This window comes from Sphingomonas oligophenolica, assembly GCF_006438955.1.
In the GTDB taxonomy this organism is placed as follows: Bacteria; Pseudomonadota; Alphaproteobacteria; order Sphingomonadales; family Sphingomonadaceae; genus Sphingomonas; species Sphingomonas oligophenolica_A.
The window spans coordinates 162,957-175,965 of sequence record NZ_RCZK01000005.1 but is presented as its reverse complement, the minus strand read 5'-3'; the positions used below and the strand labels follow the sequence as shown (position 1 = coordinate 175,965).

Genomic DNA, 13,009 nt, shown 5'->3' with positions numbered 1-13,009 from the left:
TGCGGGCATGAAACTGATCATCGGCAACAAGGCCTATTCATCCTGGTCGCTCCGCGGCTGGCTCGCCGCCAAACAGTCCGGCATCGCGTTCGAAGAGGTCGTCGTGCCGCTGTACGACGACGAATGGGACAAGCGCCGCGAAGGCGACGAATTCGCGCCGTCGTCGGGCAAGGTGCCGATCCTGTGGGACGGCGAGGCGGTGGTGTGGGACAGCCTCGCGATCATAGACTATCTCGCCGACAAGGTCGGCCGCGAGCGGTTCTGGCCCGCGGACGAGGCGGCGCGCGCGATGGCGCGATCGATGGCCGCGGAGATGCATTCGAGCTTCCAGGCGCTGCGCCGCAAGCACAGCATGAACATCCGCCAGGTCTTTCCCCGTCAGCAGCCCGATGCCGACGTGCTCGCCGAGCTTCAGCGGATCATGGAATTATGGGCGCAGGCGCGCGCGCGGTTCGGCGGCGCGGGCGATTTCCTGTTCGGCGAATTCGGCGCGGCGGACATCATGTTCGCGCCGGTCTGCACCCGGATCGTCACCTACCAGCTCCCGATCGCCCGCTTCGCCAAACCGTACATGGACGCGGTGTTCGGCCACCCCTTCATGCAGGACTGGATCGCCGCCGCGCAGGAAGAGGAATGGGTGATCGAACAATATGAGCAACCGGTCGCGGGGCAATAGCGCCGAGGGCGGCGCGTGAAGGTTCGGGAAACGCGAGCGAACAGCCGCCTTTGCTTTACATGAATGGCAAGGATTGGTGGAAGGCGGTCCCGCAGCTTAGGACGGGATGCTGTGCTTAATTGCCGCTTCCGCGCGAAGCTATGGTCGCATCAACATCGGCTACTTTTTGTAAAAGGCCAGCTAGGAACGGCTGTCCGTACTTTTCCATTTTGTCAGGCGCGTAACCGCGTATCGCGTCTTTAAAACGCTGAACCTGATCGACAAGACTGGCACGAATCCGTTCCAAATCGCGATCGGATAGGCTTTCTCGTTCTGCGTAGGAGCGCTCGATAAACATCGTTGCCTCGTATGCGCGCGTGAACTAGCGACCGCAATTGCGCAGCGCATAGATGACCTCTAAAGTCCGCAACCGGGGCGAAACCCGCCCCCGTCGTCACTGCGCCGAAGGCCGGGGTCCATCGCTCCACCAGCCCGCGCGGCCTGATGGATCCCGGCCTCCACCGGGATGACGGGGAGCGGCATGACGATCCGCACTCTCACGCCGCCCGTGCTGTCCTACATCGTCGCGCTATGACAGGGTCGCGCGATGCGATCTTTGCCGCCCTCTGGCCCTTTCACCGGCCCCTGCCGACCAGTTCCTCAAACTGGCGCGATCGGTTCAACCTATTCCACATTCGCCCGTGGCAGACGATCACTCCCGATCGTTCGTCCGAACGCCACGATGCAACGCGCACTGGCGTGACCTTGTGTGGCCTTTGTCGCGCACCCGCACACGAAACGTCGCTCAGGGTATCCGTTCGGTCGGATAGGGAGTCCCATCCTTGTGCTGATACTCATCGCCGGTGAAACGCATGTCGATGTCGGGATAGTCGCCCCAATCGTCCTCGCCCGCGCCGATTGCGACGAAGATGCAGTCGCGGTCCGACCGGTTCTGCAGATGATGGCCGTCGCGTACCCCCTTCGGAAACGCCGCGATGTCGCCCGCGCGCACGATCGTCTCGCCGCCATCCTCGACCAGCACCGCCTCGCCCGCCAGGATCACGACCAACTCGTCCTCACCTGCGTGCCAATGCCGCTGCGACGACCACGCGCCCGGTTTCAGCGTGACGTGGCTTGCCCCGAAGCACGACAGCCCCGCAGCGGGCGCGAGCCGTCGGTACCATCGCCCCTCGACCGCCGCGTCGAACGGCGGTGGATAACCGGTCAGGTTGGTCTGCGGGATTGTGTCGAGGTCCAGCTTCGGCAATGTCGCCTCCCATGATATCCTCTCCGATGCTGCCCGATCCGATCGCGCTCGCACAAGCGCTGATCCGCGCCGACAGCGTCACTCCCGCCCCGGCCATGGTGTTTACGGTGCTTGCCGCTGCGCTCGAACCGTTGGGTTTCGCCATCGATCGCTTCGTGACCGGCGAAGCCCCCGACGGCCCGGTCGAAAACATGCTCGCGACGCGTGCTGGCACCGGACGCCATCTGGCTTTTGCGGGGCATCTCGACGTCGTTCCGCCCGGCGAAGGCTGGACCGGATCGCCTTGGTCGGGCGAGGTCCGCGGCGACATGCTCTTCGGGCGCGGCGCGGTCGACATGAAGGGCGCGATCGCCGCCTTCGTCGCCGCCATCGCGCGGGCGCCGCGCACCGCGCCGCTGTCGCTGACCATCACCGGCGACGAGGAAGGTCCCGCCATCTTCGGCACCCGCGCGCTGATCGATCGCATGGCGGACCGCGGCCTCGCGCCGGATTATATCATCGTCGGCGAACCGACCTCGGCGACGCGGCTCGGCGATACCATCAAGATCGGGCGGCGCGGGTCGGTCAATATCTGGATCGACGTACCCGGACGCCAGGGCCACGTCGCGTACCCTCACCTCGCCGACAATCCGATCACGCGGCTGATCGCTGCCCTGGCAGAGATCGAGGCGATCGTGCTCGACACCGGCAACCAATGGTTCCAGCCATCGAACATCGAGGTCACCGACCTCACCGTCGGCAACCCCGCGCATAACGTCATTCCCGCCCGCGCCGCCGCGCGGCTCAGCATCCGCTTCAACGACGAACAGCGCGGCGAGGCGCTGGTCGAATACATCGCCGCCATCGTCGCGCGTCACGCCCCCGCGGCGACCGTCACCGCCAGCATCTCGGGCGAAGCCTTCCTGACCGAACCCGGCCCGCTCTCGACGCTGATGAGCGACGCGATTGCCGCCCACACCGGAATGGTCCCCGACCTGTCGACCACCGGCGGCACTTCCGACGCGCGCTTCCTGTCACGGCTGTGCCCGACGATCGAATTCGGGCTGGTCAACGCGACGATGCACCAGGTCGACGAAGCGGTCGCGGTCGCGGACCTCGAATCGCTGACCGTGATCTATGCCGACGTTATCGCGCGCGTTGCGAGGCTGTAACGTCGCTTATATCGCGACCGTGCGCTACCGCCCCCGCCGCAGCACCAGATACAGCGCACCCTGCCCGCCATGCCGCGGATGCGCGCCGCGCACCGCCGCGATCGCATCGGCGTGTCGCGACGCGCCGATCCAGTCCGCCACCGCCGCCCGGATCGCGCCGCGCGCGTGCGGACGTTCGCTCTCGGGCCGTGGCGGCTTGCCCGTGACCAACAGCAGCACCCGGTCGCCGCGCCGGATCGCGCGGTCCAGCCCCTGGTCGAGCAGCGCGTGCGCCGACGCCAATGTCTCCCCGTGAAGATCGATCGCGCTGTCGGGCATGATCATGCCCTTCGCGATCCGCTTATCCCACCCGCCGTCGAGCGTGTTCGCGGGAGCGCGCGCTGGCGTGGACGTGGCCACCGGCGCTGGCCTGCCACGGGGTCGCTCGATGGCGGGCATGGATCGCACCGCCGCCGGTCGCTCGACCGCGATCGGATCGGGGACATGCGCCGCGAGCGTCACCGCGCGCAGCGGCTTCACGCTCGCCATCACCTTCGCCCACAGCGCGGCTTCGTCAGAATTGAGTTGGCGCACCCGGTCCCGCCTGCGCGCCCGCGCGTGCCAGCGTCCCCCGCGGCACCAGCACGAACGCGGTTCCCCGCGCCGCCATCCCGCCCGCGGTCGCTTCCGCCGCGGGGCCAGCGCCCCAATAGGTGTCGAACCGGTTCGATCCCTTGATCGCGCCGCCGGTATCCTGCGCCACCCACAGCCCGCTCGCATCCTGGCGATCCATCGACAGGAACACCGGCGCGCCGAGCGGCACGAACTTGGTGTCCGCGGCGACGCTGATCCCGCCACTGACGACATAGCCCATCGCGCCGACCGGGGGCGTGTCGAGTTCGCGGAAGAAGATGAAGCTCTTGTTCTCGTCCATGATCGCGCGGCCCTCGGCCGGATGCGCGTGGAGCCAGGCGACGATCCCCTGCATCGAGGTCTGGCCGGGACCCAGCAGCCCGCGATCCTTCATCAGCTTGCCGATGCCGGTGTAATCGCGTCCGTTCTGGGTATCGTAGCCGACCTGCATATACGATCCGTCAGGCAGTCTCAGCCGCCCCGACCCTTGAATTTGGAGGAAGAACACCGCCGCCTCGTCGGCACCCCAGGCCAGCACGGGTGCCTTGGTGGTCACCGCGCCCTGCACGATCGCGGCGCGGTCGTAATACGGAACGAAACTGCTGCCATCGACCCGCCCGCGGATCTTCTTGCCCTTCAGGTCGGTCAAAAACTGGCCGAGATCGACATCGATCAAGTCGCTGGGCCGGGCATAGATCGGAACGTCATATCCCGATCGCCGCTCGCGCGAGGCGGCGATCTCGGGTTCGTAATAGCCGGTCGCGAACGCCTTGCCGTCACCGATTTGGACGGTCTCGAAATTATCCGCGAAGAACTGCATCGCGCCGTCGCGCGGCACCGATCGGGCGGCATCGCACACCGATTGCCAGTCGGCACCGCGGGTCAGCCCCGATGCATCGGTGCGGCGTAACAATCCGGGGCAACTGTAGAGAAACGCCGCGCGCGCCGCCTCGGCCTGAGCGTCGGGGATCGCCAGTGACGCGATCGCCGGGCCAGCCACCAATCCGGCACTAGCCGCGGTGGTGGCGCCGGGCGTTGTCGCCACCGGTGCTGCGAGCAACGGGGTGGCACCCGAAATCCGCCCATCGAACGGTCGCCCGCTCGGAATGGCGCGATAGGTGGAGGCGGTGCGCGACGGCGACAGCGGTCGTGCGGCCGTCTGCCTGATCGGCGTGGAGCCCACCGACGGGGGCACGATGCGGCCACCGCACGCCGCCAGCGCGAACGCCGCAGTCAATCCACCCAAGACACGAAAACTCGACACGCATGTACCCCCGACTGTCAGCGCTGCGATCCGTGCCACAACGGCGCAGCGCCGTCACCCGACCTCGCGTCGATCACATAATGATGCAAGCGCAGATTGCGCGGATCAGCCGCCGACCTATTCCTCGTCCGTGTCCGACAGCCGCCAGTTTGGATCGCCGCTCTTGAGCGTCCGGGCGAAGGTCCACACGTCGTGGGTCTGGTCAGCATCAGTGAGCGAGCCTGCGATGACATGGCCGTCGGCGTCGCGCGTCACTGCGGCGATATCGGCATCGAACCGGACCGTGATCTGCGCCTCGCGGCCCGCGACCGCGGCATCGACGATCGTCGCCTGCTCGATCGACACCAGCCGATTCTCCAGCGTCTCGCCCGAATCGGCGCGCGCCGCGATCGCCTCGGCAAAGGCATGCGCGACATCGGGCTGCGCCAATTGCTCGAGTTCCTTCTCGTCGCCGCGCCAATACGCCTCGAGCGTCATGCGATACGCTGCCTTCGCGCCGTCGATGAACTGACCGACGTCGAACCCCGGCTCACCTGCAACGACGCTACGCAACCCCGCCTCGGCCTTGGGCTCGATATGTCGGTTGGCGGCTTCACGCGGCTCGGGGACCAGATCGATCGTCCGCGGGACCGGTACGGTCGCGGGACGCTCGTCGGCGGTGCGCGGCAGCGGTTGCTGCTCGTGCCCGGTACGCTTGCCGAGAACGCTGTACAGCCGAAGCGCCAGGAACCCGGCTACCATCGCAAGAAGAACTACGTAGAACATGGGCCTCCGTTTCATCGTCAACATAGGCGCATCCGCACCGGGTTTCAAACAAAGGCTCAGCGCCATGCCGCATGCCGACACCGCCCGTTGAAACCCGCGCGCGGCACTGCTACCCGCCAGCGCCATTCGGGACCTAACGCGCGGCGACGCGCATCGGCCCGCAGACCCTTCGAAATAAGAGGACCGAATTGATGGCCGACGAGAATACCGGCACCACGATCAACGTCGCGGCACCGCTCGCGAACGGCGAGGACACGATGCCAGCGGCGGGCCTGATCTCGCAATATGTCAAGGACTTGTCGTTCGAGAATCCGAACGCGCCCGCGATCTTCCAGAACACGACGCCCCCCGCGATCGACGTCCAGTTCAACATCGGCACCGCGCAGGTCGGCGACGAGGTGCATGAGGTCGTGCTGAAGATCGACGTCAAGGCGGAGGCCGAGGGCCAGACCGCGTTCATCGTCGACCTGACCTATGCCGGGCTGTTCGGCCTGCGCAACATTCCCGACGAGCATGTCCAGCCGTTCCTGCTCGGTGAAGCGCCGCGGCTGCTGTTCCCGTTCGCACGCCGCGTCCTGGCCGATTGCGTCCGCGATGGCGGCTTCGCACCGTTGCTGCTCGAACCGATCGATTTCGCTCAGCTCTACATGCAGCAGGCCGAGGCGCGCGGCGGCGAGATGACGACCGGCGAGATGGGTCAGGCCTGACCGATCTCGGGGGGCGTCGATGACATGAACCTCACCAAAGCGTTGGGATCGGTCGGCGGGCTGACGCTCGCCAGCCGCGTCCTGGGGCTGGTGCGCGATTCGCTGTTCGCGCGCTATGTCGGTGCGGGGTTTGCGTCGGATGCCTTCCTGATCGCGTTTCGCCTCCCCAATATGTTCCGCGCGCTGTTCGCCGAGGGCGCGTTCACCGCCGCGTTCATCCCGATGTTCAACCGCAAGGTCGCCGCCAAGGACGGCGGCGGCCTGCCCGACGGGATCGCCTTCGCCACCGACGCGCTGTCGGTGCTGCTACCGGTGCTGATCGCGATGATCGTGCTGATGGAGGTCGCCGCGTGGCCAATCACCTGGCTGCTCACCGGGGGGTTCAACGGGGTGAGCGACGAGGGATTCGCGTTCGCGGTCACGCTGTCGCGGATCACGATTCCTTATCTGCTCCTCATCAGTCTCGTGTCACTGCTCGGCGGCATCCTCAATTCGCTCCACCGCTTCTGGGTCGCCGCCGCCGCGCCGATCCTGCTCAACCTGACGCTGATCGCCGCGCTGCTCGTCTTCCATCGTCACGAGCCGCTGTTCACCGCGCGCAACCAGGCGATCGCGGTGACGCTGTCGGGCGGTTTTCAGCTCCTCTGGCTGTGGTGGGCGTGCCGCCGCGCGGGCGTGACGCTCAACCTCCGCCTTCCGCGGCTCGGCCCCGACGTGAAGCGGCTGCTGTCGCTGATTCTCCCCGCTGCTGCGGGTGCGGGCGCGGTCCAGATCAACCTCGTCGTTTCCTCCGCGCTCGCCGCCCGCTTCCTTGCGTCGGGATCGGTCAGCTACATCTATTTCGCCGATCGGCTGAACCAGTTGCCGCTCGGGCTGATCGGCATTGGGCTCGGCACTGTGCTGCTCCCGACGATCTCGATGCAACTCGGTCGCGGCGACGAGGCGGAGGCGATGGCGACGCAGAACCGTGGGCTCGAACTCGCGCTGTTCCTGACGCTGCCCGCCACCATCGCGCTGATCGTTTGCGGCGCACCGATCGTCGCCGCGCTCTTCCAGCACGGCCATTTCACGCCTGAAGATACGATCTTCACCGCGCAGGCGCTCGCCGCCTTCTCGCTGGGGCTGCCGAGCTACATCCTCGTGAAGGTTCTCACCCCCGGCTATTATGCGCGCTCCGACACTCGGACCCCGGTGCGCTACGCGATGATCTCGATGGCGGTGAACCTCGCGCTCAACCTCGCGTTCATCGTGCCGCTCAAGCACATGGGGCCGCCGCTCGCGACCGCGATCGCCTCGACCGTCAACGTCGCGCTATTGTACCGCACGCTGAGGGCGCGCGGCCATTTCGTCCCCGACGACCGGCTCAAACGCCGGATTTGGCGACTCGGCGTCGCGGCGCTGGCAATGGGAGTCGCGCTGTGGTTCGCCGAAGGGCTGTTCCGCCCCTATGTCACCGGACCGAGCCTCGAACGCTGGGGCGCGATGGTCGCGCTGGTGACGCTCGGCGGCCTCGTCTATGCGGTCGCGACCCTCGTTACCGGCGCGTTTCGCCTCGGTGATATCAGCCAGCTCATCCGTCGTCCCACCAAGGCCAAGTAATATGTCCGCATCCGCCAAAAGGGTCGTGTCCGGCATCAAGCCGACCGGCAACCTCCACCTCGGCAATTATCTCGGCGCGGTGAAGCAATGGGTTGCGATGCAGAACCAGGTCCAGGCCGATGGCGGCGAGACGTTGTTCTTCATCGCCGATCTCCACGCCCCCACCGAATGGATCGCTCCCGCCGATCTGCGCGCGCAGACCATCGAGATGACCGCAACGCTGGTCGCCGCGGGGATCGATCCAAACCGCTCTATTCTCTTCAACCAGACCCGCGTGCCTCAGCACAGCGAACTCACCTGGCTGCTCAACACCGTCGCCCGCGTCGGCTGGCTCAACCGCATGACCCAGTTCAAGGACAAGGCGGGCAAGAACCGCGAGGGCGCCAGCGTCGGCCTCTACGATTATCCGGTGCTGATGGCCGCCGACGTGCTGCTCTACAACGCCACCCATGTTCCGGTCGGCGAGGACCAGAAACAGCATCTCGAACTCGCCCGCGACATCGCGACCAAATTCAACAACGATTACGCGACCGACCTCTTCGCGCTGCCCGAACCGCTCATCAGCGCCGCAGCGCCGCGGATCATGTCGTTGCGCGACGCATCCACGAAAATGTCCAAATCGAATCCGTCCGAACAATCGGTCGTCAAGCTCGTCGACAGCGACGACACGATCGCCGAGAAATTCCGCAAGGCGAAGAGCGATGCCGACCTGCTCCCCGCGACCGTCGCGGAACTCGCCGACCGGCCCGAGGCGCGCAACCTCCTGACGATCTTCGCCGCGCTCGCCGATCGCGCGCCGCAGGACGTGCTCGGCGACTATGCGGGCAAGGGCTTCGGCGCGTTCAAGCCCGCGCTCGCCGACCTCGCGGTCGCCGCGCTCGCGCCGATCCGTGACGAGATGGTCCGGTTGCTCGACGACAAGGCCGCGATCGATTCGATCCTGAACCAGGGCGCCGAAAAGGCCCGCGCGCTCGCCGCGCCCACGCTCAAGGCCGCGCAGGACGCGATGGGATTGCTAGCCTAAAGCGTGATGACGTTAGCTTGATCCGGCGTTTGCGCCGTTCGCCCTGAGCTTGTCGAAGGGCGGTGAGTCTCATCGTGCTTCGACAAGCTCAGCACGAACGGTTCTATGTACAGTCGCGCACTACCTCCACCTGCCGACGGAGAATTTGCTACCCTACGCTTCCAATTCCCGCAAGAATACCCTGACCGCAGTATCGATGTCGCGGTCGGTGTCCCGCAGTTCCTCGATCTTGCGTACCGCGTGGATCACGGTCGAATGGTCGCGCCCGCCGAACTTGCGCCCGATTTCGGGCAGCGATCGCGTCGTCAGCCGCTTGGCGAGGTACATCGCGATCTGCCGCGGGCGCGCCACGACCCGGCTGCGCCGCGCCGAGATCAGGTCGAGCGGCTTCAGTTCGAAATGCGCCGAGACCAGCTTCTGGATCTCGTCGATCGTCACCCGCCGCTGCGCGCCGCGCAGGACATCGCCCAGCGTCGCGACCGCGAAGTCGAGGTCGATCGTATCTCCGGTCAGCTGCGCATAGGCGACGACGCGATTGAGCGCGCCTTCGAGCTCGCGGATGTTCGCGTGGATTCGCGCAGCGAGCAGGTCGAGCACCGCGGTGGGCACGGCCGCGTCGATGTCGGCGCATTTGCGCGTCAGGATCGCGCGGCGCAGCGCCAGATCGGGGGCCTTGATATCCGCGACCAGCCCCGCCGACATCCGCGACACGATCCGCGCCTCGACCCCGTCGAGCGCCTGCGGGCAGCGATCCGCGCTGATCACCAGCCGCTTGCCCGCGCTCATGATCTCGTTGACGGTGTGGAAGAATTCTTCCTGCGTGGCGTCCTTGCCCGCGATGAACTGCAGGTCGTCGATCAGCAGCAGATCGGCGTTGCGCAACCGCTGCTTGAACGAGAACGTGTCGCGCGCGCGCATCGCGGCGACGAAATCGTACATGAAGCGCTCGGCGGACATGCAGATTACGGTCGCGCCGGGGCGTGCTTCTAAAAACGCGTGACCGATCGCGTGCATCAAATGGGTCTTGCCCTGCCCCGTCCCCGCGTGGAGGAACAACGGGCTGAACCGCGGCGGACCGGGCTCGCTCAGCGTCCGGGCGGCGTTGAACGCGACCCGGTTCGACGTATCGACCACGAAGCGATCGAAGGTGAAGCGCGCATCGAGCACGGGGCGAATCGCAACCGGACCTGGCGGCACCGCTGATGCCACCGTCGGCGATGCGGGGGCGGCGGTGCCGCTCTCCGCCGTCAATACGACCGGCGTCGGTCCCGCAATTCGCGTCTCGATCGACACGCTGCGCACCCGCGGCAGCAGCGCCTTGAATTCCATCATCAACCGGTCGGCATAATGGCTGCGGACCCAATTGGTCATGAACGCCGATGGCAGCCCGAGCCGGATCGTGTCGCCGTCATCGCTATTGCCGTCGCCGTCGATCAACTCCATCGGCTTCAGCCATTGCTCGAACAGTCGAATCCCCGCCGATTCGCGCAGGTTCGCGCGCACTCGGGTCCACGCCTTGCGCGCCTCCCCTGGTGCCGACGTCCCCTGCAATCCCTCCACGCACACCTCTCCCGTTTCCGCGCAATACGTCGCGCGGAGCGCCCGATTGTCTCGAAACGTCCCCCCCTCGCGGCCCGAAGGGGCCGTCCGGCATTCCGCCCTGTTCAGTGGCCCCAGACGATGAACACCGTCGCGGCGCGGGTCGACTATGAGCTTTGGCGCGAGTCGATCAAGGTAACATTCTTGAAATATTGGCTTGACTCGGAATCAGCCAAGGAAATGCGTCGAAAATCTTATAAGCCACTGTTTAATAGTCGTTTTCTCTGCAGAAACGCCAAGGGTCAGGCTCGAATCGCGGGGGAAGCTAGGATTTCGCGATCGCGCCATCCGCCGCGCGTAGTCACGAAAAAGCCCGCCGGGACGATCCCGACGGGCCTCATTCAATTCAATCGCGAATCGACTCAGGCGATCGCGGAAACCGCCTTGGTCAGTCGCGAGAACTTCCGGCTTGCGGTGTTCTTATGAAGCACGCCCTTGGCGACGCCGCGCGCCAGCTCCGGCTGGACCTGGTGCAGCGCCTGCGCCGCCGCAGCCTTGTCGCCCGACGCCAGTGCCGCTTCGACCTTCTTGATGAAGGTCCTGATGCGGCCGACCCGCGCACCGTTCACTTCGGTACGACGCTGGTTGCGACGGATACGCTTTTTTGCCTGCGGCGTGTTCGCCATGAAGTCCTCGGATCTGTGGTCAAATGAAAAGGGCGCGGGAATCGCTCCCGGCCCGGAAGGCGCTGCTCTTAGTCAACGACACGCGAATCGTCAAGTTAGCGCTGGCACTTGGGGCACCAGAAGGTCGACCGCCCATTCTCGGTGCGCCGCCGTACGGTTCCCCCGCACACACATGGCTCGCCCTCGCGACCATAGACCAGGAATTGCTTGGAGAAATACCCTAGTTCGCCATCGGGGTGCGCGAAGTCGCGCAAGGTTGATCCCCCCGCCTCGATCGCGGCGAGCAAAACCTCGCGGATCGCGATGACCAGCCGGTCGAGCCGCGCGGTCGCGATTTGCCCCGCGGCGCGCGACGGCGCGATTCCCGCGACGTGGAGCGCCTCGCAGACATAGATGTTGCCCAGCCCCGCCACGATCCGCTGGTCGAGCAGCATCGCCTTGATCGACGCGCTGCGCCCCGCGAGCTCCCGGTCGAGATACGCCGCCTTCAGATCGGCGCCGAGCGGTTCGGGGCCCATCGCGGCAAACGCGGGATAATCCGCGATCGATTCGGTGCACCATAGATCGAGGAAGCCGAATCGCCGCGCATCGTTGAGCGCGAGCCGACGCCCCGAATCGGTTTCGATCAGCAGGTGATCGTGCGCCTGCAACGCGCCGGGATCGACCCGCCACCGCCCCGACATGCCGAGGTGGAAAATCAGCGTGTCGCCCCGATCAGTGTTGATCATCCCATATTTGGCGCGCCGCCCCAGACCGATGATCGTCGCCCCGGTCAGCCGCTGGCGCAGGTCGACCGGAATCGCCTTGCGCAGGTCGGCGCGCCGCGGTTCGACGGTCGCGAGGCGCTGGCCCTGGAGCACCGGGGTCAGCCCGCGCACGGTGGTCTCGACTTCGGGGAGCTCTGGCACGCCCCCTGCTAGGTTGCGTTTGCCCGCGCCACAAGGCGCGGCTAGAGCCTCCCCGATGAGAACGAGCGCATGACCGACACCGTCTCCTTCGGCTACGAAGACGTCGCCCCCGCCGAAAAGACCGCGCGCGTCGGCGGCGTCTTCAAGAGCGTTGCGAGCTCGTACGACCTGATGAACGATGCGATGTCGGGGGGCATGCATCGGCTGTGGAAGGACCGCTTCGTCCGCCGCGTCGGTCCGCGCGCCAGCGAGCAGATCCTCGACATGGCGGGGGGCACCGGCGACATCGCGTTCCGCATGGCGCCGTCGGGCGCGGCGATCACGGTGGCCGACATTAACCCCGCGATGCTCGAAGTCGGCATGGAGCGCGCGCAGAAGCGCGGCATCGACGGGTTGGTGTGGACCGAGGCGAACGCCGAGACGCTGGCCTTCCCAGCCAAGTTCTTCGACGCCTATACGATCGCGTTCGGCATCCGCAACGTCACCGACATCCCCGCCGCTCTCCGCGAAGCCCACCGCGTCCTGCGTCGTGGCGGGCGGTTCTTCTGCCTCGAATTCTCGACGACGCTGTGGCCGGGGTTCAAGGAGGTGTACGACGCCTATTCGCACAAGATGGTCCCCAAGCTCGGGCAACTGCTGGCGCAAGATGCCGACAGCTATCGCTACCTTGTCGAATCGATCCGCCGTTTCCCCGACATGCCGACCTTCGAAGCGATGATCGGCGAGGCGGGGTTCGTCCGCACCAGGGTCGAACCGCTGCTCGGCGGGCTCGTCGCGATCCACAGCGGCTGGAAAATTTGATGAAGCCTCTGCCGGGGTCCTCGCAAAGTCG

The 13,009-nt window shown here is 66.3% G+C and carries 14 protein-coding genes; 6 read left to right on the top strand and 8 right to left on the bottom strand.

Annotated elements, in window-relative coordinates; genetic code table 11:
- The first annotated feature begins 7 nt into the window (after positions 1–7).
- Positions 8–676 carry a glutathione S-transferase family protein gene (locus EAH84_RS08285; RefSeq protein ID WP_140870491.1) on the top strand — a complete coding sequence of 223 codons (669 nt, stop codon included), beginning with the start codon at positions 8–10 and terminating at the stop codon, positions 674–676.
- 115 nt (positions 677–791) lie between these two features.
- On the opposite strand, the gene EAH84_RS08280 is transcribed toward EAH84_RS08285, so the two are convergent.
- Both EAH84_RS08280 and EAH84_RS08275 read right to left on the bottom strand, forming a co-directional pair.
- Positions 792–1,013 (bottom strand): hypothetical protein, encoded by a 222-nt coding sequence (locus EAH84_RS08280; RefSeq protein WP_140870488.1) that lies wholly within the window; start codon positions 1,011–1,013, stop codon positions 792–794.
- Between the two features lie 447 nt (positions 1,014–1,460).
- Positions 1,461–1,922 (bottom strand): cupin domain-containing protein, encoded by a 462-nt coding sequence (locus EAH84_RS08275; RefSeq protein ID WP_140870485.1) that lies wholly within the window; start codon positions 1,920–1,922, stop codon positions 1,461–1,463.
- 11 nt (positions 1,923–1,933) lie between these two features.
- On the opposite strand from EAH84_RS08275, the gene dapE reads away from it, so the two are divergent.
- Entirely contained in the window at positions 1,934–3,073 is a 1,140-nt protein-coding gene (dapE, locus tag EAH84_RS08270) for a succinyl-diaminopimelate desuccinylase (protein ID WP_241656512.1), read from the top strand.
- A gap of 24 nt (positions 3,074–3,097) precedes the next feature.
- Here the strand turns inward: dapE and EAH84_RS08265 are convergent, their stop codons facing one another.
- The 3 genes from EAH84_RS08265 to EAH84_RS08255 form a co-directional block, all read right to left on the bottom strand.
- Positions 3,098–3,646 carry a Smr/MutS family protein gene (locus tag EAH84_RS08265; protein WP_425326449.1) on the bottom strand — a complete coding sequence of 183 codons (549 nt, stop codon included), beginning with the start codon at positions 3,644–3,646 and terminating at the stop codon, positions 3,098–3,100.
- On the bottom strand, positions 3,627–4,949 hold the full coding sequence (mltA, locus tag EAH84_RS08260) for a murein transglycosylase A (protein WP_425326448.1): 1,323 nt from the start codon (positions 4,947–4,949) through the stop codon (positions 3,627–3,629). The genes EAH84_RS08265 and mltA overlap by 20 nt, the downstream gene beginning before the upstream one ends.
- A gap of 117 nt (positions 4,950–5,066) precedes the next feature.
- Positions 5,067–5,714 carry a Tim44/TimA family putative adaptor protein gene (locus tag EAH84_RS08255; RefSeq protein ID WP_140870479.1) on the bottom strand — a complete coding sequence of 216 codons (648 nt, stop codon included), beginning with the start codon at positions 5,712–5,714 and terminating at the stop codon, positions 5,067–5,069.
- Positions 5,715–5,905: 191 nt separating this feature from the next.
- On the opposite strand from EAH84_RS08255, the gene secB reads away from it, so the two are divergent.
- The 3 genes from secB to trpS are packed head-to-tail and all read left to right on the top strand — an operon-like array spanning position 5,906 to position 9,044.
- Positions 5,906–6,421 (top strand): protein-export chaperone SecB, encoded by a 516-nt coding sequence (secB, locus tag EAH84_RS08250; protein ID WP_140870476.1) that lies wholly within the window; start codon positions 5,906–5,908, stop codon positions 6,419–6,421.
- Positions 6,422–6,445: 24 nt separating this feature from the next.
- Complete coding sequence (gene murJ / locus EAH84_RS08245) at positions 6,446–8,020, top strand: murein biosynthesis integral membrane protein MurJ (RefSeq protein WP_140870473.1); 1,575 nt, start codon at positions 6,446–6,448, stop codon at positions 8,018–8,020.
- A 1-nt stretch (position 8,021) separates the two neighbouring features.
- Positions 8,022–9,044: a tryptophan--tRNA ligase gene (trpS, locus tag EAH84_RS08240; protein ID WP_140870471.1), complete on the top strand. Its 1,023-nt coding sequence runs from the start codon at positions 8,022–8,024 to the stop codon at positions 9,042–9,044.
- Positions 9,045–9,197: 153 nt separating this feature from the next.
- Here trpS and dnaA read toward each other — a convergent pair whose 3' ends face one another.
- The 3 genes from dnaA to mutM form a co-directional block, all read right to left on the bottom strand.
- Positions 9,198–10,610: a chromosomal replication initiator protein DnaA gene (gene dnaA, locus EAH84_RS08235; RefSeq protein WP_425326447.1), complete on the bottom strand. Its 1,413-nt coding sequence runs from the start codon at positions 10,608–10,610 to the stop codon at positions 9,198–9,200.
- Between the two features lie 395 nt (positions 10,611–11,005).
- A complete protein-coding gene (rpsT, locus tag EAH84_RS08230) occupies positions 11,006–11,269 on the bottom strand; it encodes a 30S ribosomal protein S20 (RefSeq protein ID WP_140870465.1) in 264 nt (87 codons plus the stop codon).
- 95 nt (positions 11,270–11,364) lie between these two features.
- Complete coding sequence (gene mutM, locus EAH84_RS08225) at positions 11,365–12,177, bottom strand: bifunctional DNA-formamidopyrimidine glycosylase/DNA-(apurinic or apyrimidinic site) lyase (protein ID WP_140870462.1); 813 nt, start codon at positions 12,175–12,177, stop codon at positions 11,365–11,367.
- Positions 12,178–12,246: 69 nt separating this feature from the next.
- Here mutM and EAH84_RS08220 point away from each other — a divergent pair, with 69 nt between their 5' ends.
- Positions 12,247–12,978: a class I SAM-dependent methyltransferase gene (locus EAH84_RS08220; protein ID WP_140870459.1), complete on the top strand. Its 732-nt coding sequence runs from the start codon at positions 12,247–12,249 to the stop codon at positions 12,976–12,978.
- Positions 12,979–13,009: the final 31 nt, after the last annotated feature.